Annotated in this window: 22 protein-coding genes; 12 read left to right on the forward strand and 10 right to left on the reverse strand. The window is 48.7% G+C overall.

Translation table 11 applies throughout. The features are described from left to right. Together ACTHR2_RS06630 and ACTHR2_RS06635 are read left to right on the forward strand one after the other, a co-directional pair. Nucleotides 1-660, forward strand: a complete 660-nt coding sequence (locus tag ACTHR2_RS06630; RefSeq protein ID WP_070625463.1) for a MarC family protein — start codon at nt 1-3, stop codon at nt 658-660. A 79-nt stretch (nt 661-739) separates the two neighbouring features. Further along, a complete protein-coding gene (locus ACTHR2_RS06635) occupies nt 740-2,083 on the forward strand; it encodes an aldehyde dehydrogenase family protein (RefSeq protein WP_263337223.1) in 1,344 nt (447 codons plus the stop codon). Between the two features lie 301 nt (nt 2,084-2,384). On the opposite strand, the gene ACTHR2_RS06640 is transcribed toward ACTHR2_RS06635, so the two are convergent. From ACTHR2_RS06640 to mltG, 3 genes are all read right to left on the reverse strand, one after another. Continuing rightward, nucleotides 2,385-3,665, reverse strand: coding sequence for a malic enzyme-like NAD(P)-binding protein (locus ACTHR2_RS06640; protein ID WP_263337226.1), 1,281 nt, complete (start codon nt 3,663-3,665; stop codon nt 2,385-2,387). Between the two features lie 263 nt (nt 3,666-3,928). After that, a complete protein-coding gene (tmk, locus tag ACTHR2_RS06645) occupies nt 3,929-4,555 on the reverse strand; it encodes a dTMP kinase (RefSeq protein ID WP_263337237.1) in 627 nt (208 codons plus the stop codon). 67 nt (nt 4,556-4,622) lie between these two features. Continuing rightward, the gene (gene mltG / locus ACTHR2_RS06650; RefSeq protein ID WP_440375516.1) at nt 4,623-5,618 is read right to left on the reverse strand and encodes an endolytic transglycosylase MltG; all 996 of its coding nucleotides are present in this window, start codon (nt 5,616-5,618) and stop codon (nt 4,623-4,625) included. Between the two features lie 115 nt (nt 5,619-5,733). On the opposite strand from mltG, the gene ampD reads away from it, so the two are divergent. The 4 genes from ampD (at nt 5,734) to galU (ending at nt 11,347) form a co-directional block, all read left to right on the forward strand. Then, the gene (gene ampD / locus ACTHR2_RS06655) at nt 5,734-6,300 is read left to right on the forward strand and encodes a 1,6-anhydro-N-acetylmuramyl-L-alanine amidase AmpD (RefSeq protein ID WP_263337241.1); all 567 of its coding nucleotides are present in this window, start codon (nt 5,734-5,736) and stop codon (nt 6,298-6,300) included. A 175-nt stretch (nt 6,301-6,475) separates the two neighbouring features. Continuing rightward, the gene (locus ACTHR2_RS06660) at nt 6,476-7,744 is read left to right on the forward strand and encodes a cell division protein ZipA C-terminal FtsZ-binding domain-containing protein (protein ID WP_263337243.1); all 1,269 of its coding nucleotides are present in this window, start codon (nt 6,476-6,478) and stop codon (nt 7,742-7,744) included. A 140-nt stretch (nt 7,745-7,884) separates the two neighbouring features. Beyond that, complete coding sequence (gene ligA / locus ACTHR2_RS06665; RefSeq protein ID WP_263337245.1) at nt 7,885-10,356, forward strand: NAD-dependent DNA ligase LigA; 2,472 nt, start codon at nt 7,885-7,887, stop codon at nt 10,354-10,356. Between the two features lie 127 nt (nt 10,357-10,483). After that, nucleotides 10,484-11,347 carry a UTP--glucose-1-phosphate uridylyltransferase GalU gene (gene galU / locus ACTHR2_RS06670; RefSeq protein WP_263337246.1) on the forward strand — a complete coding sequence of 288 codons (864 nt, stop codon included), beginning with the start codon at nt 10,484-10,486 and terminating at the stop codon, nt 11,345-11,347. 54 nt (nt 11,348-11,401) lie between these two features. Here galU and ACTHR2_RS06675 read toward each other — a convergent pair whose 3' ends face one another. After that, nucleotides 11,402-12,898: a TrkH family potassium uptake protein gene (locus tag ACTHR2_RS06675; protein WP_263337248.1), complete on the reverse strand. Its 1,497-nt coding sequence runs from the start codon at nt 12,896-12,898 to the stop codon at nt 11,402-11,404. 172 nt (nt 12,899-13,070) lie between these two features. Between ACTHR2_RS06675 and ACTHR2_RS06680 the strand changes: the two genes are divergently transcribed. The 3 genes from ACTHR2_RS06680 (at nt 13,071) to ACTHR2_RS06690 (ending at nt 14,120) form a co-directional block, all read left to right on the forward strand. Beyond that, nucleotides 13,071-13,346: a type B 50S ribosomal protein L31 gene (locus ACTHR2_RS06680; protein WP_263337250.1), complete on the forward strand. Its 276-nt coding sequence runs from the start codon at nt 13,071-13,073 to the stop codon at nt 13,344-13,346. Further along, nucleotides 13,346-13,471 (forward strand): type B 50S ribosomal protein L36, encoded by a 126-nt coding sequence (ykgO, locus tag ACTHR2_RS06685; protein WP_003685279.1) that lies wholly within the window; start codon nt 13,346-13,348, stop codon nt 13,469-13,471. Before ACTHR2_RS06680 ends, ykgO begins: the two co-directional genes overlap by 1 nt. Nucleotides 13,472-13,712: 241 nt before the next feature. After that, entirely contained in the window at nt 13,713-14,120 is a 408-nt protein-coding gene (locus ACTHR2_RS06690; RefSeq protein ID WP_063075394.1) for an MliC family protein, read from the forward strand. 219 nt (nt 14,121-14,339) lie between these two features. Here ACTHR2_RS06690 and ACTHR2_RS06695 read toward each other — a convergent pair whose 3' ends face one another. From ACTHR2_RS06695 to ACTHR2_RS06715, 5 genes are all read right to left on the reverse strand, one after another. Further along, complete coding sequence (locus ACTHR2_RS06695) at nt 14,340-14,714, reverse strand: DUF5071 domain-containing protein (RefSeq protein WP_263337255.1); 375 nt, start codon at nt 14,712-14,714, stop codon at nt 14,340-14,342. A gap of 302 nt (nt 14,715-15,016) precedes the next feature. Next, nucleotides 15,017-17,806, reverse strand: a complete 2,790-nt coding sequence (gene ileS, locus ACTHR2_RS06700) for an isoleucine--tRNA ligase (protein ID WP_440375517.1) — start codon at nt 17,804-17,806, stop codon at nt 15,017-15,019. 138 nt (nt 17,807-17,944) lie between these two features. Further along, complete coding sequence (gene ribF / locus ACTHR2_RS06705) at nt 17,945-18,871, reverse strand: bifunctional riboflavin kinase/FAD synthetase (RefSeq protein WP_070461603.1); 927 nt, start codon at nt 18,869-18,871, stop codon at nt 17,945-17,947. Between the two features lie 103 nt (nt 18,872-18,974). After that, nucleotides 18,975-19,193, reverse strand: coding sequence for a hypothetical protein (locus tag ACTHR2_RS06710; RefSeq protein WP_263337261.1), 219 nt, complete (start codon nt 19,191-19,193; stop codon nt 18,975-18,977). A gap of 218 nt (nt 19,194-19,411) precedes the next feature. Then, nucleotides 19,412-19,801 carry a hypothetical protein gene (locus ACTHR2_RS06715; RefSeq protein ID WP_263337262.1) on the reverse strand — a complete coding sequence of 130 codons (390 nt, stop codon included), beginning with the start codon at nt 19,799-19,801 and terminating at the stop codon, nt 19,412-19,414. Nucleotides 19,802-19,961: 160 nt separating this feature from the next. Between ACTHR2_RS06715 and ACTHR2_RS06720 the strand changes: the two genes are divergently transcribed. The 3 genes from ACTHR2_RS06720 to ACTHR2_RS06730 all read left to right on the forward strand — a co-directional run bounded on the left by ACTHR2_RS06720 (nt 19,962) and on the right by ACTHR2_RS06730 (nt 23,248). Beyond that, on the forward strand, nt 19,962-20,837 hold the full coding sequence (locus tag ACTHR2_RS06720; RefSeq protein ID WP_263337264.1) for a YoaK family protein: 876 nt from the start codon (nt 19,962-19,964) through the stop codon (nt 20,835-20,837). Nucleotides 20,838-21,054: 217 nt separating this feature from the next. Beyond that, nucleotides 21,055-21,735: an OmpA family protein gene (locus tag ACTHR2_RS06725; RefSeq protein WP_004520099.1), complete on the forward strand. Its 681-nt coding sequence runs from the start codon at nt 21,055-21,057 to the stop codon at nt 21,733-21,735. A 340-nt stretch (nt 21,736-22,075) separates the two neighbouring features. Next, nucleotides 22,076-23,248: an NAD(P)H-dependent flavin oxidoreductase gene (locus ACTHR2_RS06730; RefSeq protein ID WP_263337267.1), complete on the forward strand. Its 1,173-nt coding sequence runs from the start codon at nt 22,076-22,078 to the stop codon at nt 23,246-23,248. A 115-nt stretch (nt 23,249-23,363) separates the two neighbouring features. On the opposite strand, the gene ACTHR2_RS06735 is transcribed toward ACTHR2_RS06730, so the two are convergent. Further along, the gene (locus ACTHR2_RS06735) at nt 23,364-23,744 is read right to left on the reverse strand and encodes a carboxymuconolactone decarboxylase family protein (protein ID WP_440375518.1); all 381 of its coding nucleotides are present in this window, start codon (nt 23,742-23,744) and stop codon (nt 23,364-23,366) included. Nucleotides 23,745-23,748 lie beyond the last annotated feature (4 nt).

Consider the following 23,748-nt stretch of genomic DNA (forward strand, 5'->3'; position numbering starts at 1 on the left):
ATGGAATTAGGTGTAGAAATCGGCAAACTTCTCGTTGCACTTCTTGTACTGATCAACCCCTTCAGCGCACTCTCGATTTATCTTGACCTGACGCAAGACCACAGCACCAAAGAAAAACGCAGAATTGCGCGTACTGCCGCACTAGCCGTTTTCATCGTGATTGTCGTCTTTGCGCTGGGCGGCGGTATCTTGTTGAAAGTACTCGGTATCAGCGTGGGCTCTTTCCAAGTCGGCGGCGGTATTCTGGTTTTGCTGATTGCCATCTCCTTAATGAACGGCAACGATAATCCTGCCAAACCCAAAATTGATTCCCATTCAGAAGAACATCAAAGTGCGCAACAAGTCCGCCGCAATGAAAAAGCCATTGCCGTCGTACCCATTGCCATTCCGATTACCATCGGCCCCGGTGGTATCTCTACCGTCATTATTTACTCCTCTGCCGCCAAAAATTACAGCGATATTGCTCTAATTATCATCTCCGGCTTTCTGGTCAGCCTGATTTGCTATCTCATCCTGATCGTTGCCGGACGCATCAGTAAACGCTTGGGCACGACTGGCCTGACCATCCTCAACCGCATTATGGGCATGATGCTTGCCGCCATTTCCGTAGAGATTATTGTTGCCGGCCTAAAATCTATTTTTCCCCAACTGGTCGCTTGAAGTACAATTATCACAATAAAAGGCCGTCTGAAACATTTTCAGACGGCCTCATAAAAACATAAAAACAAAGGAGCCAACCATGTTTCACAGCACCCATGTCTTTACCGGTGAAACCATTTGCCGCCGACCAGCACAAAGCTACACTGAATTTACCGACGAATTAAACCGCCTCCAAACCCTTCAGCAAACCTTCGCACAATCAAGCATTATCGAGCGCACCGCCCTCTTACAGCAATTTGCCGACAGCCTCACCCAAAACCAAGAACGCCTCGCCGAAATGGTTTGCGAAGAAGTCGGACGCTGCCTGCACGAATGCCGTGCCGAAATCAGCAAATCCATCGAGCTTATCCGCTACTACGTTCGCCTCGCGCCCGAACTGCTAGCCCATAAAACCATCGCCACCCAAGCCAGCCTCAGCCAAGTCCGCTTCGAGCCTTTGGGCGTTGTTTTGGCAGTCATGCCGTGGAACTATCCTGTTTGGCAGATTTTACGATTTGCCATCCCTGCCCTCTGTGCCGGCAATGCCTGTGCGGTCAAACCTGCGCCCAGTGTCGCCCGCGTCAGCGAGGCCCTCTTCGGTCTTGTCCCCAAAGGTTTGCCGCTTATCGGCGCATGGTTAAGCCATGAAGACACGCTTAAAGCCATTGAAGATACCGATGCCATGGCGTTTACCGGTTCGACCCATACGGGCCGCCTGCTGGCCGCCCATGCAGGCAAACATCTGAAAAAAACCGTCCTTGAACTGGGCGGCAGCAATCCGTTTATCATCCTGCCCGACGCCGATCTGCAACGCGCAGCCATCGATGCCTGCTATTCTCGTTTCCGTGATGCCGGGCAATCCTGCAACGCCGCCAAACGCATCGTTGTTACCCAAGATATTGCCGAACAGTTTATCCCGCTTTTCCTTGCCGAGTGCGCCAAACTGCAAACCGGCAACCCCAAAGACCCGAACACCACCCTTGCCCCACTTCACCGTGAAGACTTGCGTCAAACCGTACACGAGCAGGTTCAAGATGCGGTTGCACACGGTGCGCAATGCTTAAGCGGCGGCTATATCCCTGAGGGAGAAAGCTGGTTTTACCCTGCCACGGTATTGGATCAAATCAACCCAAACTGCCGCGTTTGGCACGAAGAAGTCTTCGGCCCGGTCGCCATGATCTTACGCGCCGACAATCCGGATCACGCCGTTGCGCTTGCCAATGACACACCTTTCGGCCTCGGCGCCTGTATCTACACAGCCGACACGGCAAATGCATGGAAATATGCCGAAAAAATCCAAGCAGGCTCTGTCTTTATCAACCGCCACACCAGCAGCGACCTGCGCCTTCCCTTTGGCGGTGTCAAAGCTTCAGGCTATGGACGCGAGCTATCAGAATTCGGGCTGTACGAATTCGTCAACGTCAAAACCTATTGGCAAAAATAAACCGTTTCATTAACTTAGGCCGTCTGAAAACCCAATTTCAGACGGCCTGATATTTTTTTAAAGACTGGCAAAAATGTTGTATTTGAAACCCATACCAATTCTGCAAAATCAAAGCGGCTCAAAAATAAGAAACCTATTTTAGAAAGCAATTCATATTTCCACGCCTATTTTGAATCGACAGCTTACCATGTTCATCATTCCAGCCGTTTCATTAAACTCTCTATAAAATACGCGACAAACAAAAATGCCGTCTGAAATACAACTTTCAGACGGCATTTTCAATCAAATACTACTTACCGGATTACAATTTCAAACCGGCCAGTTTAGCAGCATACGCATCCAAGTCGGCGATTGGACGGGTAGCCACGCCGCTTTCCATTGCTGCTTTAGCAGTAGCTGTAGCAACGCGAGGCAACAGGCGGGAGTCGAATGGGGTAGGAATCAGGTATTCCGCACCGAATTCAAATTTCTTACCGTAAGCGGCAACTACTTCTTCAGTTACCTCTTCCATTGCCAAGTCAGCCAAAGCGTATACGCAAGCGCGTTTCATTTCTTCATTGATGGTGGTCGCGCCGACATCCAATGCGCCACGGAAGATGAACGGGAAGCACAATACGTTGTTTACTTGATTCGGGAAGTCTGAGCGGCCGGTACCGATTACTACATCCGAACGGGTTTCTTTTGCCAATGGAGGCAGGATTTCCGGATTTGGGTTTGCCATAGCGAACACGATTGGTTTTTCGTTCATGGTGTTCAGCATTTCAGGCGTCAGCAGGTTTGCGCCGGACAGACCCAAGAAGATGTCTTTACCTTTAACGGCATCGGCCAATACGCGTTGGCCGTTATCTTCAATAGCGTAGAACTGTTTGGACTCGTCCATACGGTCTTTGTCTTCGCGGGTTTTGTAAATCACGCCTTTGGAGTCGCAAACGGTCACGTTTTCGCGTTTCAAACCCAAATCCAGCAATTGGTTCAAGCAGGCAATCGCGGCCGCACCTGCGCCGGAGCACACCAAAGTTGCTTCTTCGATTTTGCGGCCGGTATAACGCAAAGCGTTCAGTACAGCGGCAGCGGTAATGATGGCGGTACCGTGTTGGTCGTCGTGGAATACAGGGATTTTGCAACGTTTGCGCAATTCGCGTTCGATGTAGAAGCACTCAGGCGCTTTGATGTCTTCGAGGTTGATGCCGCCGAAAGTCGGTTCCAAAGAAGCGATGATGTCTACCAATTTTTGAGGGTCTTTTTCATCGATTTCGATATCGAATACGTCAACGCCGGCGAATTTTTTGAACAATACGCCTTTGCCTTCCATTACAGGTTTACCGGCCAATGCGCCGATGTTGCCCAAACCCAACACTGCGGTACCGTTGGAAATCACGGCAACCAAATTGCCTTTGGCAGTGTATTTGTAGGCAGTTTGCGGATCGGCATGGATTTCCATACAAGGAGCGGCTACGCCCGGAGAGTACGCCAACGCCAAATCTTTAGAAGTGGCCAGAGATTTGGTTGGGGTAACGGAGATTTTGCCCGGCACGGGGAATTCGTGGAACTGCAGGGCGGCTTCTTTTAATGAATTTTCCATTTATCGATCCTGTTTGCGAGAGAGATTTTACAGCGAACAAGTCTGAAACAGGCTGCTTCAGACATTTAAAATTTCTAAAGTCGGATTGTTAACAGACCGGCTTTGTAAGGGACCGTAATTTTATCATGTTATTTTGGTGGCGCATACCGATATTTATTACATTTGTTTTGATATTTCGTTTTATTTGGTTTTATGTCTAAAAACTTCTGTAATAATATTTCTTCGCCACATTACCCTTCTTTCAGACGGCATTTTATTTAAACTTAAACATTCAATCCAAAATGATTGTCTAGCGCGGTTTCAATCTGATTTTTTACTGCGTCCAGACTTTGGCTGCTGTCGATGACGGCATAGCGTTCCGGCTGTTTGTTAGCACGTTGCAGATATACTTCGCGCACCCGATTGAAAAACTCGGCTTCTTCTTGTTCAAAGCGGTCTTTCTCACGCGTTTGGTTGATGCGCGCCATTGACACTTCCAAAGGCACATCCAACAGCAAAGTTAAATCTGGACGAAAATCGCCCTGCACCCAATGCTCAAGCGTGGCAATATCTTGCAAGGGAACGCCTCGTCCGCCACCTTGATAGGCAAACGTTGCATCGGTAAAGCGGTCGGAAACGACATGCGTGCCGTTTTTCAGGGCAGGCAGAATGACTGTTTCCAAGTGTTGCTGTCTGGCTGCAAACATCAGCAGGGTTTCAGTGCGCAGGCTGACTTGGGTGGCAGGATTGAGCAGGATTTCACGCAATGCTTCTCCGGCCGGAGTACCTCCCGGTTCGCGCGTAAACAATACGGGCAGTTGGTGTTTTTCAAACCATGCTTTTATTACGGCAAGATTGGTGGATTTTCCTGCGCCGTCTATGCCGTCAAGGGTAATAAATCTGGGTTTCATATGGATATCGTCAATTTAAAGGCCGTCTGAAACAGGGATTATAAATGTTTCAGACGGCCTATTCGGTTTATTTCTTCAAAATATATTTGCGTACAGCGGCGTTGTGTTCAGAAAGATTGTGGCTGAACTCGCTCAGGCCCGTACCATCCATTTTTGAGACGAAATACAGATATTTTTCATCAGACGGATGACCCGCTGCTTCAAGCGCGGCCTTGCCGGGAAGCGCAATCGGCGTCGGCGTCAAACCGCTGCGCGTATAGGTATTATAAGGCGTATCGCGTTGCAAGTCGGCTTTGCGGATTCTGTCTTTATACGCATCGCCCATACCATAGATGACGGTCGGGTCGGTTTGCAGGCGCATGCCGATATTCAGGCGGTTGACGAATACGGCGGCCACATGGGCGCGGTCGTCTTCGTGCGCGGTTTCTTTTTCAATCAGACTCGCCATAATCAGCATTTCGTACGGATTTTTATAAGGTAGGCCGCTTTGACGGTCGTCCCATGCTTCTTGCAGGTTTTCCCGCATTTTACGGTAGGCGATTTTGTAAATTTGAAGATCGCTGCCGCCGGCATCAATTTCGTAACTATCCGGGAAAAACTGTCCTTCGGGATTGCTGCTCAAAGCGTCGGGGGCTACTTCGGCCATCAGTTTTTCATCGCTCCAGCCGCGCGTATCATGGGAAATATCGGCAGTGTTGTCGATAATACGGCGCATTTGTGCAAACCGTGCACCCTCTAGAATTTGCACGCTGACCGAATCAGGACGGCCTTTTTTAATGCGTTTTAAAATGTCCCAAGCCGATACTTTGGCAGACAGGCGGTAAGAACCGGCATTGAGTTGGTTGTGCACGCCCATCACATACGCGGCGGCTACCAGCACATAACGGTTATAAACGATGCCGTCTTGAGCCAGCTTACGGCTGACGGAAGAGATACCTTGATTTTTGGTAATGGTAATACGGTATGGTTTGCCGTTGTTTTTCGGAACAAACAACAATGCGGCAACCACGGCGGCAAATGCCGTCAAAAATACGGCCAGCCATTTCAACAATTTTTTCAGCATGGTAGGATTCTTGGTTTGTGAACGTGTCGGGCGACAGTATAACCGAAAACAAGCGCACCACGCCTGCCACCTTACCCAACGTATGTTTTCCTATCCCGAAAGGCCGTCTGAAACCATGAATTCCCCTTTAAAAAACACTTGGCAAAACGGCCGTTGGCTGAATGCACGCCAAACTCATTCGCCCAATTTCAGCCCGCGCGAACCGGATGAAAACGTCTCATTGGTTGTCCTCCACAATATTTCCCTCCCTCCTTTTGAATACAACACAGGGGCAGTGGAAAAATTGTTTACCAACCAAATCAACCCTGACGAGCATCCTTTCTTCAGCATTATCCACACCTTGCGCGTTTCCAGCCATTTTTTCATCAGCCGTAAGGGCGAAACCGTCCAATTCGTTTCCTGCGACGACATGGCCTATCATGCCGGCGTATCGTCGTTTCAAGGCAGAGAAAAATGCAATGCTTTTTCCATCGGTATCGAATTGGAAGGCTGCGATTTCGAGCCTTTTACCGAAGCACAATACACCAGCCTGCAAGCCTTGCTGACCGCCATTTCCAAACATTACCCGATTCAGGCCGTTACCGGTCATCAGGACATTGCTCCGGACAGGAAAACCGATCCCGGACATTTCTTCGATTGGCCTCGCCTTCAAAAAGCAGGTTTTCCCATCCGGCGCGGATAACTTTCAGACGGCCTGAAATGATTGGCAGACATAATGCTGTCACAACCGTTTATTTTCGTTATAATTCAGCTATTCATTCGGACGCATAAAGTCCGGCTCCAACGAACTTCCCACGCAGCAAGATTCCGCACCCTGAAAAAGACGGAATGCTGCCTTTTTAAAAAGTGATTACTCCATGATTTTCATCGTCTTAGCCCTCGCCGCCCTTTTGGCGGTCATCGGTTACAACATGTACCAGGAAAACCAATACCGCAAACAAGTGCGTGAACAATTCGGCCATTCCGATAAGGATGCACTTTTAACCAGCAAAACCAAGCACGTCCGCGACAGCAAAGAAACCGGCGGCCAAGGTTTGTTTATCAAGAAAAACAAAAAAAACGAAGAGGCATTGCGCAACCTGCAAGAGCAAGATGAAATCTACGCGGCAAAAGCCAAACTGGCTCATCCTGCCCAACTTAAAACCGATGTCGAGCTGACCATGGAAGACGACTTCTCCGCAGAAGAAAAAGTCCAACACACCGTTATCGGCTTAAACAACGAAATTACCGTCAGCCCTGCCGAAGCCGCTTCTGCTCCGGTTGAAACCGCAGCCGAACCTGTGGCACAAGTACCATTGATCAGCTTGGACGAATTGTCTCAAGTCGAGTTGCCTTGGTTTGACCCGCGCTTCGACTACATGGCCTACATCTCCCTGAAACAGGCCCAAGAATTGCACGCACTGCCGCGCCTTTCCAGCACACACCGCTTCCAAATCATCGGTTGCACCATGGACGACCATTTCCGTGTTGCAGAGCCGATTCCGGGCGTTTACTACCAAGGCTTCGTTATGGGCCTGCAAGCTGTCAGCCGTAACGGTTTGGCAGCGCGTGAAGAGCTGCAACACTTCGACCAACAGGTTGATGCCTTTGCCCAACTGATGGACGGCAAAGTTTTGCATACCGACTTGGATGCGTTCACCGAAGTCGCACAAGCCCTCGACCAATTCTGTGCGCGTGTTGACCAAACCATCGCCATTCACTTGGTTTCCCATTCCAACATCAGCGGCGTAGAGTTGCGTGCCGCCGTGGAAGAAACCGGTTTCAAACTGGGTGAAGACGGCGCGTTCCACTTCGGCGACAACAACAACCCTCAATTGTTCTCCATCCATACTTTGGACAACAAACCGTTTACCAATCCTCTGTTGGACAACCAAGCCTACCGCGGCTTCAGCATGCTGTTGGATATTCCGCATGTTCCTGCCGGCGAAAAAACTTTCGACAAATTTATGGACTTGGCTGTCAAACTCTCCGGCCAACTCAGCTTAGATTTGGTTAACGACCAAATGGAAGAAGTTTCCACCCAATGGCTCAAAGACGTACGCAACTACGTTTTAGCCCGTCAGGAAGAAATGCTTAAAGTCGGCCTAAAACCCGGCAGCAAACAAGCCCTGCGCCTGTTCTCTTAAACTTCCCCAATCAAAAAGCGGATATGCAATGACGGCATATCCGCTTTTTTCAGGTAAAATCCCTTCATCTTCAATATTCATCAATTTTCAGACGGCCTCTCTATCATCAGGCCGTCTGAAAACTCTATTCCGATTACACAATGAATCCGACTGAACAACGTATCAAATACCTGACCGACCTCCTCAACCGCTACGCCTACGAATACTACACCCTAGACGCGCCCAGCGTACCCGATGCCGAATACGACAAATTGTTCCGTGAGCTTGAAGCATTGGAGCGGAACTACCCCGAGTTCAAATTGCCCGACAGCCCAACACAGCGCGTCGGTGGCGAGCCTTTGGCAGGCTTTGCCGAAGTGCGCCACGAAGTACCGATGCTGTCGCTGACCAACGCCTTCTCGCCACAAGATGAAAACGGCGTGTTCGACCATGCCGAAATGTATGCTTTCGATGAGCGCGTTCGTGGCGGATTAAACGGAGAAAAACCGGAATACGTTATCGAACCTAAATTTGACGGTCTGGCCATCAGCCTGCTGTACCGCGACGGCGTATTGACTCAAGCGGCAACCCGTGGCGACGGCACAACAGGCGAAGACGTTACCCAAAACGTCAAAACCGTATCCAACATTCCCCTGCGCCTGCATGGAGAAAATATTCCCGAGCTTATCGAAATACGCGGCGAAGTACTGATGCTCAAAGCCGATTTTGCCGCTTTAAACGCACGACAGGCTGAAAACGGACAAAAACCTTTCGCCAATCCGCGCAATGCCGCCGCCGGCAGTCTGCGTCAACTCGATTCGCGCATTACGGCACAGCGCAAACTGCATTTCTTCCCCTATTCCATCGCTCGACAACAAGGCGGTTTTGTCGCGGAAGAACACCTGCAAGAGCTGAGCTACTGTAAAGAACTCGGCTTCAGCCTGCCCGATGGTAATTTCGGCTGTTTCCCAAATATCAATGAAGTATTAGCGTTTTACGAGAAAATGCAACAAAAACGCCCTACTTTGCCTTATGAAATCGACGGCATGGTGGTCAAAGTCAACAGCTTGGCGCAACAAGAAAAACTGGGTTTCATCTCCCGTGCGCCGCGCTGGGCCATTGCCCACAAATTCCCTGCCGAAGAAGCATTGACCATTGTCGAAGCCATTGATGTACAAATCGGACGCACCGGCGCAGTAACCCCGGTTGCCCGCCTGCAACCCGTATTCGTCGGCGGCGTTACCGTTACCAACGCTACCCTGCATAATCAGGACGAAGTATCGCGCAAAGATGTGCGCGTTGGCGATACAGTTGTCGTGCGCCGTGCCGGAGACGTGATTCCCGAGGTGGTGCGCGTAATTTTTGAACGCCGCCCAATGCAGAAGATCAACATTGCTGTTTCAGACGGCCTGCAAGACGATTTGTTTGCCGAAACACCTTCTGAAACCCGATCCGAACCGCTTCACAAACCCTACCGCTTGCCCACCCATTGCCCTATCTGCTGCAGCGAAATCGAACGTGAAGAAGGCGAAGCGGTTGCCCGATGCAGCGGTGGCATGCTTTGCCAAGCACAACGTGCGCAAGGTTTAATCCACTTCGCCTCACGCAAAGCCATGGACATCGACGGACTTGGACAAAAACAAATCGAGCAACTGGTAGCACAAGATTTGGTTCGTCATTTCGCCGACCTCTACCGCCTCGATATCCCAACCCTGCAAAAAATGAAGGAAACGGCGGATAAAGCGTCAGCTAATGAGGAAGAACTATCAAACAGTGAGATTGATGAAGACTTTGAAAGCGAGAGCGGCAATGCCCTGCTTAGCAAAACCAGTAAAAAACAGCCAACTAAATGGGCGGAAAACATCCTCGCAGGCATAGAAGCCAGCAAAACGCCTGAACTTGCCCGCTTCCTTTTTGCCCTCGGCATCCGTCACGTCGGCGAACGCACCGCCAAAACGCTGGCACAGGCATTCGGCACACTGGGAAACGTCCGCCATGCACCCGAACCCATCCTCGCCTGCCTGCCCGATATCGGTACAGTGGTTGCCCACTCCATCGCCCACTTTTTTGCCCAAGAAGCACAACAGGCGATGATAGACGAGCTGCTGGCTGTAGGTGTTGCCCCGCAAAGCCAGGCTGTCACTATCCCGCCGTTACGCCATGCCGAGCCGCAACGCTGGATTGCCCGCCTGCCTGATTTTAAAATCAGCGAAACCAAAGCGCTGGCCTTGTGGGAGCTTGCCGGACAAAGCATAGAAGGTTTGCAAACTGACAAAGCGTTGCCTGCCGATTGGCAAATATGGCGCAGTAAACCGCAAAACGCAGCCCTGCTTGAAAATATGAAAACTTTCTTTGCTCAAACGCTGTCTAATCTTCAAGATGAAACTATTTCAGACGGCATTAACGAGGCCATAGCAGGTAAAACCTTTGTATTAACAGGGACTTTACCCACACTCAAACGCGACCAAGCCCAAGCCATGATTGAGGCTGCAGGCGGTAAAGTTTCCGGCAGCGTATCCAAAAAAACCGACTACGTTGTCGCCGGAGAAGCTGCAGGCAGTAAATTGGAAAAAGCCCAAGCTTTGGGCGTGGCCGTATTAACCGAAGAAGAATTACTGTCGTTGCTGAGATAAGACAGTATCTACAAGCAATCCGCCTTTTCAAGCCAACTGCTTCCTTATCATGTGGTATTATTGTTACATACGACTACATCTTTACACTTTTTGGGGTATAAACCCACAGTTAAAATAGGATAATAATATGAAACCCATTAAAAAATGCGTCTTCCCCGTTGCCGGTATGGGCACCCGTTTCTTGCCTGCGACCAAAGCCAGCCCCAAAGAAATGCTGCCTATTGTGGACAAACCTCTGATTCAATATGCAGTTGAAGAAGCGGTTGAAGCCGGCTGTACCGAAATGGTGTTCATCACCGGTCGTAACAAACGCAGCATCGAAGATCACTTCGACAAAGCATACGAGTTGGAAACCGAATTGGAATTGCGTCAAAAAGACAAACTGTTGGCGCACGTTCGTGATATCTTGCCTTCCAACATTACCTGCATGTACATCCGTCAAACTGAAGCATTGGGTTTGGGTCATGCCGTATTGTGCGCGCAAGCTGCCGTCGGTAATGAACCTTTTGCCGTTATTTTGGCAGACGATTTGATTGATGCGCCTAAAGGCGCGCTAAAACAAATGGTTGACGTGTATGACCAAAGCGGCAACAGCGTTTTAGGCGTTGAAACCGTTGATCCTTCCCAAACAGGCTCTTACGGTATCGTTGAAGTTGAAAAACTGAAAAGCTATCAACGTGTAGTCAATATTGTTGAAAAACCAAAACCGGAAGAAGCGCCTTCCAACCTCGCCGTTGTCGGCCGCTACATCCTGACCCCGCGTATTTTTGACTTGTTGACCAACCTGCCCCGAGGCGCCGGTAACGAAATCCAACTGACAGACGGTATCGCCCGCCTGCTCGACCATGAGTTTGTATTGGCTCATGCTTTTGATGGCAAACGCTACGACTGCGGCAGCAAATTGGGTTACCTTGAAGCAACCGTGGCTTATGGTTTGAAACACCCTGAAACTGGCGAACAATTCAAAGAATTGCTCAAACAATACGCTTAAGCCCAGCCATTATAAAAAGGCCGTCTGAAATTTCAGACGGCCTTTTTCTCAAACTTATTTCTTCCAATATGCCGGAGTCAGCAAAATCAGAACGGTAAAAATCTCCAAACGTCCCAACAACATCACCGCCGTACACAGCCACTTCTGTACATCGCTCAGCGCGGCATAATTATGCGACGGACCAACTGCACCTAAACCCGGTCCTGCATTGGTAATACAGGCAATGACTGCCGTAAAGGCGGATAAAAAGTCCAAGCCTGCCGCCATCAGTAAAAAGCTGAATACGATGACCGTCATAAAATAAATAAAGATGAACGACATGACGGTCAGCGCCATGCGATCCGGAATGGAGCGATTGTTGACCTTTACCGTACGAACCGCACGCGGGTGCAGCAAAATCAGCATTTCGCGCAAGCTGAATTTGAACAACACTAACGCACGCACATTTTTAATACCGCCACCCATAGAGCCTGAGCTTGCCAATACGTTCGACAGGAAAAACATCCACAGCGACACAATCAGCGGCCATTGGGCAAAGTCAGCATTGGAGAAACCGCTGGCCAATCCGATGGACACAAAGTTGAAGCTGACAAAGCGCAAAGCTTCGCCAAGGCTTTGATAAACGTCCTGTTGCCATAAATACAATGCCGAAATCAAAATACTGCCCGACAAAACTAACAACATGGAACGGCATTCTTCATCTTTCCAATACACCTGCAAGGAGCGGTTGCCCAGCGCAGTAAAGTGGCTGGCGAAATTGATACCGCCCCAGACAGTAAAAAACATCAACGTCCATTCGACTGTTACAGAATTAAAATAGGCAACGCTGTCATCATGTGTCGAAAAACCGCCTAAGGCCACTGCCGACATCGCATGGCACAAGGCATCAAACCAGCCCATGCCGGCAATATGCAAGGATACAAAGGCGGCAGCAGTTGTCAGCGCATAGGCAAACCATAGCCGTTTGGCCACTTGCGAAATGCGGGGAGCCATCTTGCTTTCCTTATCCATACCCGGAATTTCCGCTTTGAAGAGCTGCGTCCCCCCCACGCCCAACATCGGCAAAATCGCCACAGCCAGCACGATAATACCCATACCGCCAAGCCAGTTGAGCATGTGCCGCCAAAAATTTACCGACGGATCCAGCGTATCCAAGCCGGAAATCACTGTTGCCCCCGTTGTCGTCAGCCCTGACATCGCCTCAAAAAATGCATCGGTGAAACTCATGGACGGCATATAAAAATAAATCGGCATCGCCGCCACGACAGCAAAAGCCAGCCACAGCATCAATACCAGGGTAAATCCGTCACGTGGCCGCAATTCACGGTTGAAACGCAGCGTCAACACCCAAGTTACACACGACACCAGCAATACGGTCAAAGCCGTATAGGCAAACACGAGAAACGCGCTGTCGTGATAAAAATACGACATCAGTGTCGGCACGGCCAACAGTAATGAAAACAACAGCCCCAGCTTGGACAATACATGGACAATCGGCATCACCTTGCTTACCGCACCGCCCAATCTGAAACCCTTATGCAGATACATCATATTCCTATCATCAGAAAACAAAATGTTTCAGACGGCCTCATAAAAAAGGCCATCTGAAACAACATATTTTATCAAAATGCCACAACCCCGTGATAAAGAAAAACCAAAAAACACTTGCCTGCTCTTTTTTTAGGAGTATAATGTTATACCATAACATTTACTGGAGAAAGAAATGAAACCCGATATCCACCCAGACAACTATCGTACCGTCCTGTTTTACGACAGCGGTGCAGACCAAGGATGGCTCATCCGTTCATGCGCCAATACCCACGGAAAAACCATGGTTTGGAAAGACGGAGTAGAGTATCCCCTCTTCTCTCTTGATACCTCTTCCGCGTCCCACCCCGTATACACAGGCAAACAACGCAATATCAATGTCGAAGGTCGCGCCAGCAAGTTCAACCAACGTTACCAATCCATGATGTCTTCTTTCAGAAAGGATAAATGATGCAAGTCCTCTCATCCCTGAAAACTGCAAAAAAACGACACCGCGACTGCCAAATTGTCCGCCGAAAAGGCAAAGTGTACGTCATTTGCAAGAGCAATCCCCGTTTTAAAGCACGCCAACGTTAAGCGGCCCAACCCATATTTCAATGTAACTCTCTGAATTTTCCGCACTTTCGTTTACCTCTAGCGCAAGTGCGGCTTTTTTTCAAACAGCATTAATCATTCATATCAAAACTACAAAAAATCCTGCCATACTCCCAAAAACAGGAAGAAAAAGTAAATAATGGTTATCCCTATTGTGAAGCCATAAAGATATTTATAACATGCCGCTACATTCTTCCTTCAACACTGACCATAGGAGTCAAAAATGAAAGTAAAAGCCCTGCTTGCAATTGCCGCCGCCATGAGCCTCGCTGCCTGCGCCGCACCTGAAGCCCATCGCCATGACCATGGTCAACGTCATGAGCACAATCATGCACACGAACATGGCCACCAACATCATGACATGCACAGCCATGGCCGTGTTCAATCATTCAGCTGCGAAAACGGCCTGTCTGTACAAGTCCGCAACCTGAGCACCAACCAAGTTGAACTGCGTCTGGACGACAAAGTTGCCACCCTGTCTTCTGCCGTTGCAGGTTCAGGCGAACGCTATGTTGCCAACCAAGGCCTGTTCGGCAAAGGCGCTGAATGGCATCAAAAAGGCAGCGAAGCATTCTTCGGCTTCACTGACCCATACGGCAACAAAGTAGAAACCTCTTGCTCTGCCCGCTAATTTCTACTAAGCAATAGAATAACTAAAGGCCGTCTGAAAACTTGTTTCAGACGGCCTTTTATATTGGATAAAACGAAAGTCCGTTTAAGGATAAAATGTAAATATGAGGCTATTTGAAGATTCAAAATACGTCCATACTCCACGGATAAGTAAGACCCTTTGAAAGGCATCTTCTCCGACAATGCATTATTTCAAAATCATTAAATATATATATCTACCTTAATTTAAAACTTTTTCCAAGATTTCTTTAAGGTTTTCATCATCTTCATCCAAAGTTAATTTTTCCGAAATATTATGAAGACAATGCTCCAAATCAATGGCTAAGGCTACTTGGTTTTGATAGGATAATTTTGGATAGAGTTCAAGTAAAACCCAATAAATGCATATACTATCATTTGAGTAAAAAATATTTGAAACGAATGGAAGTAATGTGTCTTGTCGTTCTACAAAGATTTCGACAATTTCACTAAAAACAGGAAAGTTCGCATCTCCCAACCATCCTGAGAGCCACTCCCCCATCTCAATTAATTCCTCATCGTTGCAGTCCTTAATTTTTTTGCAAGCCTTGATGTCAAACTTATCTTTAGGACGCATAGGATACCTCATTGTTATTAAAGACTGACGAATACAGAATTATAATGATTGATCTCAATTCTAGACAAATGATTATTCGTCATTCCTATATCCTCAACAAATTTTCTCTGAAGTAAGAGTCATTTTTTGCAATTAAACTCCTACCCCACAATAACTTGAAACCCTATCCTGTATTTTACCTAAATCACAAATCCCAATTACCCTTCAAAATCTATTCGCTATACGAAACAGATTCAATAAACAAAGGCCGTCTGAAAACCTATTACCAAAGTTTTCAGACAGCCTTTATTTAGACCAAACAATTAAGCGTAATGTCTGTCTTCGCCTTTGCCATCAACGTTGTCGGCACAACGTTTACAGATGGTTTCATGGCCTGCAACTGCACCCACATCGTGGGTATAGTGCCAGCAGCGTTCGCATTTTTCACCATCACTGGCTTTAGCGGTTACAGCAAGCTCATTACCTACTTTCACTTCAGCTTTAGACACCAGCAAAGCAAAACGCAATTCTTCGCCCAAAGTGTTCAGATAGTCGGCAATTTCTTCCGGAGCCGTAATTTCGGTTTCGGCTTGCAATGAAGAACCGACGGTTTTATCCGTACGCAAAGGCTCGATGGCAGCAGTTACCGCTTCGCGTGCTTCGCGGATTGCCGTCCATTTTTTCACCAATTCGGCTTCGGCTTTTTCATTGATAGATGGAAACTCATGCCATGTGTGGAAGAGGACGCTGTCTTCTTCGCCGCCGCCGATAATGTCCCATGCTTCCTCGCCGGTGAAGCACAAAATCGGAGCAATCAGCAGAACCAAACTACGTGTGATGTGATACAGGGCAGTTTGCGCGCTGCGGCGTGCATGGCTGTCTGCTTTGGTGGTGTAGAGGCGGTCTTTCAGGATGTCGAGGTAGAACGCGCCCAAGTCTTCCGAGCAGAAAGAAACAATGTCTTTTACAGCAAAGTGGAAGGCGTAGCGCGGATAGAAGTCGCCCGCCAGACGCTCTTGCAGCTGACGCGCCAATACCAAGGCGTAGCGGTCGATTTCCACCATGTCTGCCTGTTGCACGGCATCTTCAATAGGATTGAAGTCGCTGAGGTTGGCAAACAGGAAGCTCAGGGTATTGCGGATACGACGATAGCTTTCAGTTACACGTTTGAGGATTTCTTTGGAAATCGCCAATTCGCCGCTGTAATCAGTAGATGCCGCCCACAGGCGCAGGATGTCGGCGCCGAACTCGTTATAGACTTCTTGCGGTGCGACGACGTTGCCGATGGATTTCGACATTTTGCGGCCGTTTTGGTCAACCACAAAACCGTGGGTCAACAGCTGTTTGTATGGTGCACGACCCATTGATGAGGCGCAACCGGTCAACATGGAGGATTGGAACCAGCCGCGGTGTTGGTCGCTGCCTTCGAGGTACAAGTCAGCCGGCCATTCCAATTCTTCGCGTTGTTTCAAGACGGAATAATGGGTCGAGCCGGAGTCGAACCATACGTCCATCGTGTCGGAAAGTTTGTCGTAATTTTCACAATCTTCCGCGCTCAAGAGTTCGCTCTTATCAAGAGAGAACCACGCTTCGATACCTTTTCCTTCGATTTTTTGGGCAACTTTTTCCAACAACTCGGCAGAGTTCGGATGCAATTCACCGGTCTCTTTGTGAACAAAGAAAGTCATCGGCGTGCCCCAATAGCGTTGGCGTGAAACCACCCAGTCAGGACGGCCTTCAATCATGGCTTCTAAACGCGCACGACCCCATGATGGGAAGAATTCGGTGTCATCAACGGCTTTGATGGCTTTGTCGCGCAGGGTTTTACCATCTGCACCTGCTTTGTCCATACCGACAAACCATTGACCTGTCGCGCGGTAAATCAGCGGGGTTTTGTGGCGCCAACAGTGGGCGTAGCTATGCTCGATTTTGCTGCTTGCCAAGAGGTTGCCGGTTTCTTCCAACCATTGCAGGATAACGGGATTGGCTTCCCAAACTCGCATACCAGCAACACGAGGTGTTTCGCTGATGTATTTGCCTTCGGCATTTACAGGGTTGTAAAGCTCAATGCCGTATTTATTGCAGACAGCGTAGTCTTCCAGACCATGCGCAGGCGCAGTATGCACCAAGCCGGTACCGGCATCGGTGGTCACATGGTCGCCGTTGAGCATGGGAATATCGCGTTCGAGGAACGGATGATTCATGTGCAGGTTTTCCAGCCTGTCGCCGGTGGTTTCGGCAAGAATAGCAATGCCGTCTGAAAAACCGTAACGTTTGAGCGCGTCTTCTGCCAAATCTTTGGCCAACACCAATTTGCCTTTAGGTGTATCAATCAGTTGATACACCACGTCTGCACCAGCTGAAACAGCTTGGCTCGCAGGCAAAGTCCAAGGCGTAGTTGTCCAGATAACGGCAAACGCTTTGCCTTCAATACTTGCCAAACCGAATGCGGCGGCAAGCGCGGCAGTGTCTTTAAACGGATAGGCAACGTCAATCGCAGGCGATACTTTGTCTTTATATTCCACTTCGGCTTCAGCCAAGGAAGAGCCGCAGTCCAAGCAGAATTGAACCGGTTTCGCGCCGCGGTAGAGATAGCCGGATTTGTAGATTTCGCCGAGCATACGCACGGTATCGGCTTCGGTTTTGAAATCCATGGTCAGGTAAGGATTGTCCCAGTCGCCCAACACACCCAAGCGGATAAAATCTTTTTTCTGACGGGCAATCTGTTCGGCAGCGTATTCGCGGCACAATTCGCGGAAACGGGCTTTAGGCATGTCTTTACCGTGCAGTTTTTCTACCATCACTTCGATAGGCAAACCGTGGCAGTCCCAACCCGGTACATAAGGCGCATCAAAACCGGCTTGGGTTTTGCTGCGGATAATGATGTCTTTGAGAATTTTATTGACGGCATGACCGATGTGGATGTCGCCGTTGGCATACGGAGGACCGTCGTGCAGAATAAATTTCGGACGGCCTTTGGCGATTTCGCGCAGTTTTTGGTAGCGTTTTTGCTCGTACCAGCTTTTCAGCCATGCAGGCTCGCGCTTGGCAAGATTGCCGCGCATTGGAAACGGGCTCTCGAGCAGGTTTACGGTTTTACTGTAATCGGTCATTTTTTGATCTCTATTGTTGCGGTATTTCGGTTTCAGATGGCCTGATTGCTCATTTTGAAAAGAACAGGCCGTCTGAAAAAATTCAAAGGACTTATTGTAGCCCAATTGTCTTGATTTTATAAGCTTCTAGAAGCGTTTCTATGCTTCCCAAACCCTCGCATCTTCCATATCTTGCAAAATTTGGGTTTTCAATGCTTCGATACTCTCAAATTTTTTCTCGTCACGCAGTTTGTGCAGGAAGCGGACGAAGATACGCTGGCCGTACAAATCGCCGTTGAAATCAAACAGATGGACTTCCAGCTTTTGCGAGCGGTTGTTGCTGACAGTGGGGTTAAAACCAAAGCTGGCAACGCCTCGGCGCGTGCCGAATGTGCCGTCTGCTTCAACGACAAATACGCCGCTTAGCGCATAATGATACGGGGGAAGCTGGACATTGGCGGTAGGCGCGTTGATGGTGCGGCCAAGTTTTTGTCCATGTTTGACCTTTCCGCTTAAAACGTAATCATGGCCCAACAGTCTTTTGGCGTATTCCAACTTACCGTCTGAAAGGGCTTGGCGGACGGCGGTACTGCTGGTGCGGATGTCTTCAACGATAACGGACGGCGTGCGTTCGGTTTGCATATCGGGCTGTTGTGCCAAGAGTTCAAAACAGCCTTCACGGCCGGCACCAAAACGGAAATCGTCGCCAATCAGCAGATACCGCGTATTGAGCGTTTGGCGCAAAAGTTGGTCGATAAACGCTTGTGCGCTCATATCGGAGAAAGCTTGGTTAAAACGCAAGACCCAAACGGCATCCACACAGCCGGTTTCACGCAAAAGGCGCAATTTGGTACGCAGCGGACTGATACGGTAAGGCAGCTTTTTCCCGGCTTTGCGCGCAAAAAATTCTTTGGGCTGAGGCTCAAAAACAACAACGACAACAGGCAGACCGCGTTGGTCTGCCTCTCGTTTGAGTTTTTGTAGAATGTGTTTGTGCCCGAGGTGTACGCCGTCGAAGTTGCCGATGGTTACGGCGGCTCCTTGCGGAAATTTGGGCGCGTGTCGCTGTCCAAGCCAGATGTTCATGGGTGGTGGGTATTGTGTTTGAATAGGCGGCTATTGTAAACGTTATTGCTGTTTCAATAAACCTTAGGCCGCCTAAAACCTATAGTACCAACTTTTATTCGAATTAACTATAAATCACAATGAACTGTATTACACAGCACAATGCAAAAATTCCTAACAATGTAAAACCTCTCTTTTTTTCCCCTTTAATAAGAGCATAAATTCCAATAATTAATCCAAATATTGGTATAATAATTGATAAGATAATATCTATTAAACTGGCATTTTTAAGAATTTTTTTACTATCAGGTAATACCTGATACTTGTCGTTTTCCTGACTCATTTAAGATACCCTTTCTATTTAATAAAATAATTAAAAAAAGAAATAATTAAAATATATTCATAAACATCTCTTGCAAGTAGAAATGTTCAAGATCAATATTATAACAGTTGCAATTAATTATTCAAACAACATCTAAATCTTAAAACAATCCTTTTCTATCTAATGTCTAAAATTCTTTAAATATATGCTTTCAGACGGCCCTAAAGTTTGTTAATACCTTACCACCACCAAGGATAACGGCCAAACGGATAACCCCAATCGTCGTAATAGCGATAGTAGCGGGCTTCGCGCAGCTGTTCTTGGGAAATATAGTTTTGCCATGCCATTTTGTAGCAGGCTTGGAACATCGGATCGGAAACTTTGTCGATATATTTGAGGCGGAAAGCTTTTTGTTCCGCAGTTGCGGCACCAGGTTTACCTTCTTCGTCAAATTTGCGGCGGATCAGCGTGGCAGTTTCCTGATCGCATTGGGCGGCAAGATGTACTTGAAGATCCTGTTCATAGCGTTTCTGCGCTTGGGCGCGTGCGGCTTTTTGCTCGGGCGTGGTGGCGCAGGCGGCCAGCAATGCAACGGCGCCAAACAATAAGGTCAGACGGATAGGATTCATTGGATGTTTCCTTATACTCATGTATGGCTATTAATGTACGCCCTCATTGTGTAATGGGCAAGTGTGGCAACTTGGGGACACTTTATATTATTTGTTTTTGGCAGCAGGCAGTTGCATATAAAATACACTCTGTATGAATGTTTAACTACAAACCCACTCAATGAACGCTGACAAACCGCCCCACTCCTACCGATTGCGCCACCACAGGCAACACACGCCGCCGTTTTGGCAGGCGGATCGCCCGTATCTACACGAACACAATATTTCCGATGCCCGTTTCAGACGGCTGGGCTACATCATGGCCTTTCTTGCCGGCGCGATTAATGCCGGCGGCTTCTTCGCGTTCTCACGTTATACCTCCCACGTTACCGGCTCAATGTCGCTGTTGGCAGATGTTTTGTATCTTCAAGAGTGGAGTGTGGCCATTATTGCCACAATCAGCGTGTTGTGTTTTGTTGCCGGTGCCGCGCATTCGGGTTGGGTGATTTTATGGACGCAGCAGATGCGTTTCCGTGGCAGCTTTGGGTTTTCCATGTGGCTGGAAGCAGTTTATCTGTTGATATTCGGTTGGTTCGGTATTGCCGCGATGGAATGGGATTTTGGCGGCTCTGATTTTATTATGCCGTCTTTGGCATTGTTTTTATTGTGTTTTATTATGGGCATGCACAATACGGTTATCACGCTTCTTTCCGGCGGCGCCATCCGCTCCACCCACATGACCGGCACGGCGACCGACTTAGGCATTGAAATTTCACGCGCGCTTTATTACTCAAAACAGCATCATCCGCGCCTGCCGCACGTCCGCGTTAACAAACCGAAAATGTGGCTTTTAAGCGGCTTGATGCTGTCGTTTTTGCTGGGCGGCGTGGTTGGCGCATGGGGTTATCATCTGGTCGGCCATCATTTCGCCCTGCCCGTTTCCGCCGTTTTGTTCATACTGGGCGCAGGCTCGGTGGGATACGATGTCAAGGTCAGATTGAAATGGGCATTTGTCAGCTGGTATCGCCGCAAGCAGAAAAAACGGAAGAAACTGTAAAAAACTTTGCTTATTATTTCGCGGCAAAATGACCAAACTGTCGGAGAAATGCAGAAATGCTTCAGAATTATGTTAACTGGCAAATATTTTCGTAATATCGGGTTAAACCCATTCTTTTGCGTTTCGGATATTGGGTATCATAAATCCGTAATGACCCACGCGGTTTTTATTCATTTTTTCAGACGGCCCGGGCCGTCATCTAAAAAGAGGATACGACATGAAATTCTTGAAACCCCTGACCGTTATTGCTACTGCAATTCCTTTGGCACTCACCGGCTGTGTAACTGATCCTGTTACCGGCCAACAATCCGCCAGCAAAACCGCTATGTACGGTTTGGGCGGTGCGGCTGTTTGCGGCATCGTTGGTGCGCTGACCCATGGCGGTAAAGGCGCGCGCAACTCCGCATTGGCTTGCGGTGCAGTAGGTGCGGGTATCGGCGGTTACATGGACTACCAAGAGAAAAAACTGCGTCAAAGCCTGGCCAACACCAACATCGAAGTTGAACGTCAAGGCAACCAAATCAAACTGGTTATGCCTGAAAACGTAACCTTCGCTACCGGCAGCGCTGCCCTGAGCGGCCATGCTCAAAGCGCCTTGTCTGCCGCTGCACAAACTTTGGTTCAATATCCTGACACGACTTTGACCATCAACGGCCACACCGACAACACCGGTAACGACGCCATCAACGAACCATTGTCTCGCAACCGCGCCGAATCTGTTGCCACCTTCCTGCAATCCCGTGGCGTAAGCAGCACCCGTTTGAGCACTTTCGGTTACGGCTCCCGCCAACCAATCGCCTCCAACGCTACTGTTGAAGGCCGCGCACAAAACCGCCGCGTTGAAATCTTGATCAACCCAGACCAACGCGCCATTGATGCCGCTAAAAAACAAATGTAATCCGACATCTGTCTGATTCCCATACTTAAGGCCGTCTGAAATTTCAGACGGCCTTTTTCTTTGTAGATTTTGTTTGCAATTTCTCCTCCTCAATCCAATCCATCATAAAATTTATTCCTTTATTAACAAGACTTTTCAATTTTTCCTTCAAAAAAACTGTATTAATACTCTAATTTTTACATTAACTTAGAGTATAATTCCTAAAATTTTAAAAACACGCCTCATGCCGTCTGAAAAACGGCGGCGAAAAACACACTTATTTATATACACATCAGCCCGTTATCCAATCTATTTCATAAGATTTCAGACGGCACCATCCAGAATCTATGAAGGAGCATCCATGCAAAACAACTTTGACCCATTGATTATCCGTGGTAAATCACTGATTCCCGTCGTACAAGGCGGTATGGGTGTAGGCGTTTCCGCATCAAAACTCTCCAGCGCTGTTGCGCGCGAAAACGGCGTAGGCACCATCGCCAGCGTCGATTTGCGCCACTTGCACGAAGATTTGCTGGCCGAATCAAAAATCGATTCCAGCGAAGAAAAATACACCCACCTCAATTGCATCGCGCTTGACCGCGAAATCAAAAAAGCCAAAGCCGATTCAGAAGGCAAAGGCATGATTGCCGTCAACGTCATGAAAGCGGTTAAAGACCATGCCGCCTACGTCCGTCAGGCCTGCGAATCCGGTGCTGACGCGATTGTGATGGGCGCAGGCTTGCCTTTGGACTTGCCGGAAATGACCGAGGGTTACCACAAAGATGTCGCCCTTTTCCCTATCTTGTCCGAGTCACGCGGTATCAACATCGTTTTGAAACGTTGGATGAAAAAAGGCATTTTGCCCGATGCCATCGTTATCGAACACCCTGCCCACGCAGCCGGCCACTTGGGCGCGGCAACCGTTGACGGCGTGAACGATGCCAAATTCGAGTTCAAACGCGTTATTGAAGAAACGTTTGAAGTATTCAAAAACTTGGGCTTGGAAAGCGAAAAAATCCCGTTGGTACTCGCCGGCGGCATGGCAAACTTTGAAAAAGTCAAAACAGCCTTGAAAAACTGGGGCGCGTCCGCCGTCCAAATCGGTACCGCGTTTGCCGTTACCGAAGAAGGTGATGCCCACATCAACTTCAAGAAAACGCTGGCCGGTGCGGAAACTGAAAAAGTGGTTGAATTCATGTCTGTTGCCGGTTTGCCTGCACGCGGCGTGCGCACCAAATTCCTCGACAACTACATCAAACGCGAGGCCAAATTGCAAGCCAATGCCAAAAACGATCCGCGCCGTTGCACACAAGGCCTGAACTGCCTGACCAGCTGCGGTTTGCGCGACGGTTTGGCCAAAGCCGGTCAATTCTGTATCGACATCCAACTTTCCGCCGCATTCCGCGGCGAAGTCGATAAAGGCCTGTTTTTCCGCGGTAAAGACCCGTTGCCGTTTGGCAATGCCATCCGTACGGTTCAAGAAACCATTCATTATCTCTTGAACGGTTCCCTGCCCGTCGTCCCTGCCAAATAAACGCATCAATTTGTTTTGTGGATGTGCAGGCTGCTTTTCGTTTCGCAGAAACTCCGTTTTAACTTCGTTGAAGCTACGCTTTCAGGTAGCCTTTTTAGGTTTCAGGCAGCCTGCATCACTCCGCCGCCGCAAACACCTCCTTCGCTACAAACACCGCATTCAGCACCTTTGGAAAACCCAAATACGGGATACATTGGATAAACGCCTCCACAATTTCATCGCGCGTCAGCCCCACGTTCAGCGAAGCGTGGATATGCACGCGCAACTGGTTTTCACAGCCGCCCTGCGCCGCCAGAGCCGCCAGCGTTACCAGCTCGCGCTGCCGCACATCAAGCTGCGGGCGCTGGTAAATCTCGCCAAACGCGAAACCAATGATGTATTTGCCCAAATCGGGCGAAATATCCGCCAACGCCTGCTTCACCTTGTCGCCCTGCTCGCCGTCGATTTCGTTCAGCTTCGCTGAGCCGCGTGCCATTAAATCCTGATGATTCAACATTTTT

Origin of the sequence: Neisseria sp. P0006.S004, from assembly GCF_051963015.1 — a bacterium.
In the GTDB taxonomy this organism is placed as follows: domain Bacteria; phylum Pseudomonadota; class Gammaproteobacteria; order Burkholderiales; family Neisseriaceae; genus Neisseria.

Excerpts from the sequence above, each read along its gene's own strand:
- ykgO (WP_003685279.1), top strand. The coding sequence starts at position 13,346 with ATGCAAGTCCTCTCATCCCTGAAAACTGCAAAAAAACGACACCGCGAC.
- tmk (WP_263337237.1), bottom strand. The coding sequence starts at position 4,555 with ATGAAACCCAGATTTATTACCCTTGACGGCATAGACGGCGCAGGAAAA.
- ACTHR2_RS06675 (WP_263337248.1), bottom strand. The coding sequence starts at position 12,898 with ATGATGTATCTGCATAAGGGTTTCAGATTGGGCGGTGCGGTAAGCAAG.
- ACTHR2_RS06635 (WP_263337223.1), top strand. The coding sequence starts at position 740 with ATGTTTCACAGCACCCATGTCTTTACCGGTGAAACCATTTGCCGCCGA.
- ACTHR2_RS06640 (WP_263337226.1), bottom strand. The coding sequence starts at position 3,665 with ATGGAAAATTCATTAAAAGAAGCCGCCCTGCAGTTCCACGAATTCCCC.
- ACTHR2_RS06725 (WP_004520099.1), top strand. The coding sequence starts at position 21,055 with ATGAAATTCTTGAAACCCCTGACCGTTATTGCTACTGCAATTCCTTTG.
- ileS (WP_440375517.1), bottom strand. The coding sequence starts at position 17,806 with ATGACCGATTACAGTAAAACCGTAAACCTGCTCGAGAGCCCGTTTCCA.
- ampD (WP_263337241.1), top strand. The coding sequence starts at position 5,734 with ATGAATTCCCCTTTAAAAAACACTTGGCAAAACGGCCGTTGGCTGAAT.
- ACTHR2_RS06735 (WP_440375518.1), bottom strand. The coding sequence starts at position 23,744 with ATGTTGAATCATCAGGATTTAATGGCACGCGGCTCAGCGAAGCTGAAC.
- ACTHR2_RS06690 (WP_063075394.1), top strand. The coding sequence starts at position 13,713 with ATGAAAGTAAAAGCCCTGCTTGCAATTGCCGCCGCCATGAGCCTCGCT.
- ACTHR2_RS06695 (WP_263337255.1), bottom strand. The coding sequence starts at position 14,714 with ATGCGTCCTAAAGATAAGTTTGACATCAAGGCTTGCAAAAAAATTAAG.
- ACTHR2_RS06710 (WP_263337261.1), bottom strand. The coding sequence starts at position 19,193 with ATGAGTCAGGAAAACGACAAGTATCAGGTATTACCTGATAGTAAAAAA.
- ligA (WP_263337245.1), top strand. The coding sequence starts at position 7,885 with ATGAATCCGACTGAACAACGTATCAAATACCTGACCGACCTCCTCAAC.
- ACTHR2_RS06715 (WP_263337262.1), bottom strand. The coding sequence starts at position 19,801 with ATGAATCCTATCCGTCTGACCTTATTGTTTGGCGCCGTTGCATTGCTG.
- ACTHR2_RS06730 (WP_263337267.1), top strand. The coding sequence starts at position 22,076 with ATGCAAAACAACTTTGACCCATTGATTATCCGTGGTAAATCACTGATT.
- ACTHR2_RS06660 (WP_263337243.1), top strand. The coding sequence starts at position 6,476 with ATGATTTTCATCGTCTTAGCCCTCGCCGCCCTTTTGGCGGTCATCGGT.
- ACTHR2_RS06680 (WP_263337250.1), top strand. The coding sequence starts at position 13,071 with ATGAAACCCGATATCCACCCAGACAACTATCGTACCGTCCTGTTTTAC.
- ACTHR2_RS06630 (WP_070625463.1), top strand. The coding sequence starts at position 1 with ATGGAATTAGGTGTAGAAATCGGCAAACTTCTCGTTGCACTTCTTGTA.
- ribF (WP_070461603.1), bottom strand. The coding sequence starts at position 18,871 with ATGAACATCTGGCTTGGACAGCGACACGCGCCCAAATTTCCGCAAGGA.
- ACTHR2_RS06720 (WP_263337264.1), top strand. The coding sequence starts at position 19,962 with ATGAACGCTGACAAACCGCCCCACTCCTACCGATTGCGCCACCACAGG.
- galU (WP_263337246.1), top strand. The coding sequence starts at position 10,484 with ATGAAACCCATTAAAAAATGCGTCTTCCCCGTTGCCGGTATGGGCACC.
- mltG (WP_440375516.1), bottom strand. The coding sequence starts at position 5,618 with ATGCTGAAAAAATTGTTGAAATGGCTGGCCGTATTTTTGACGGCATTT.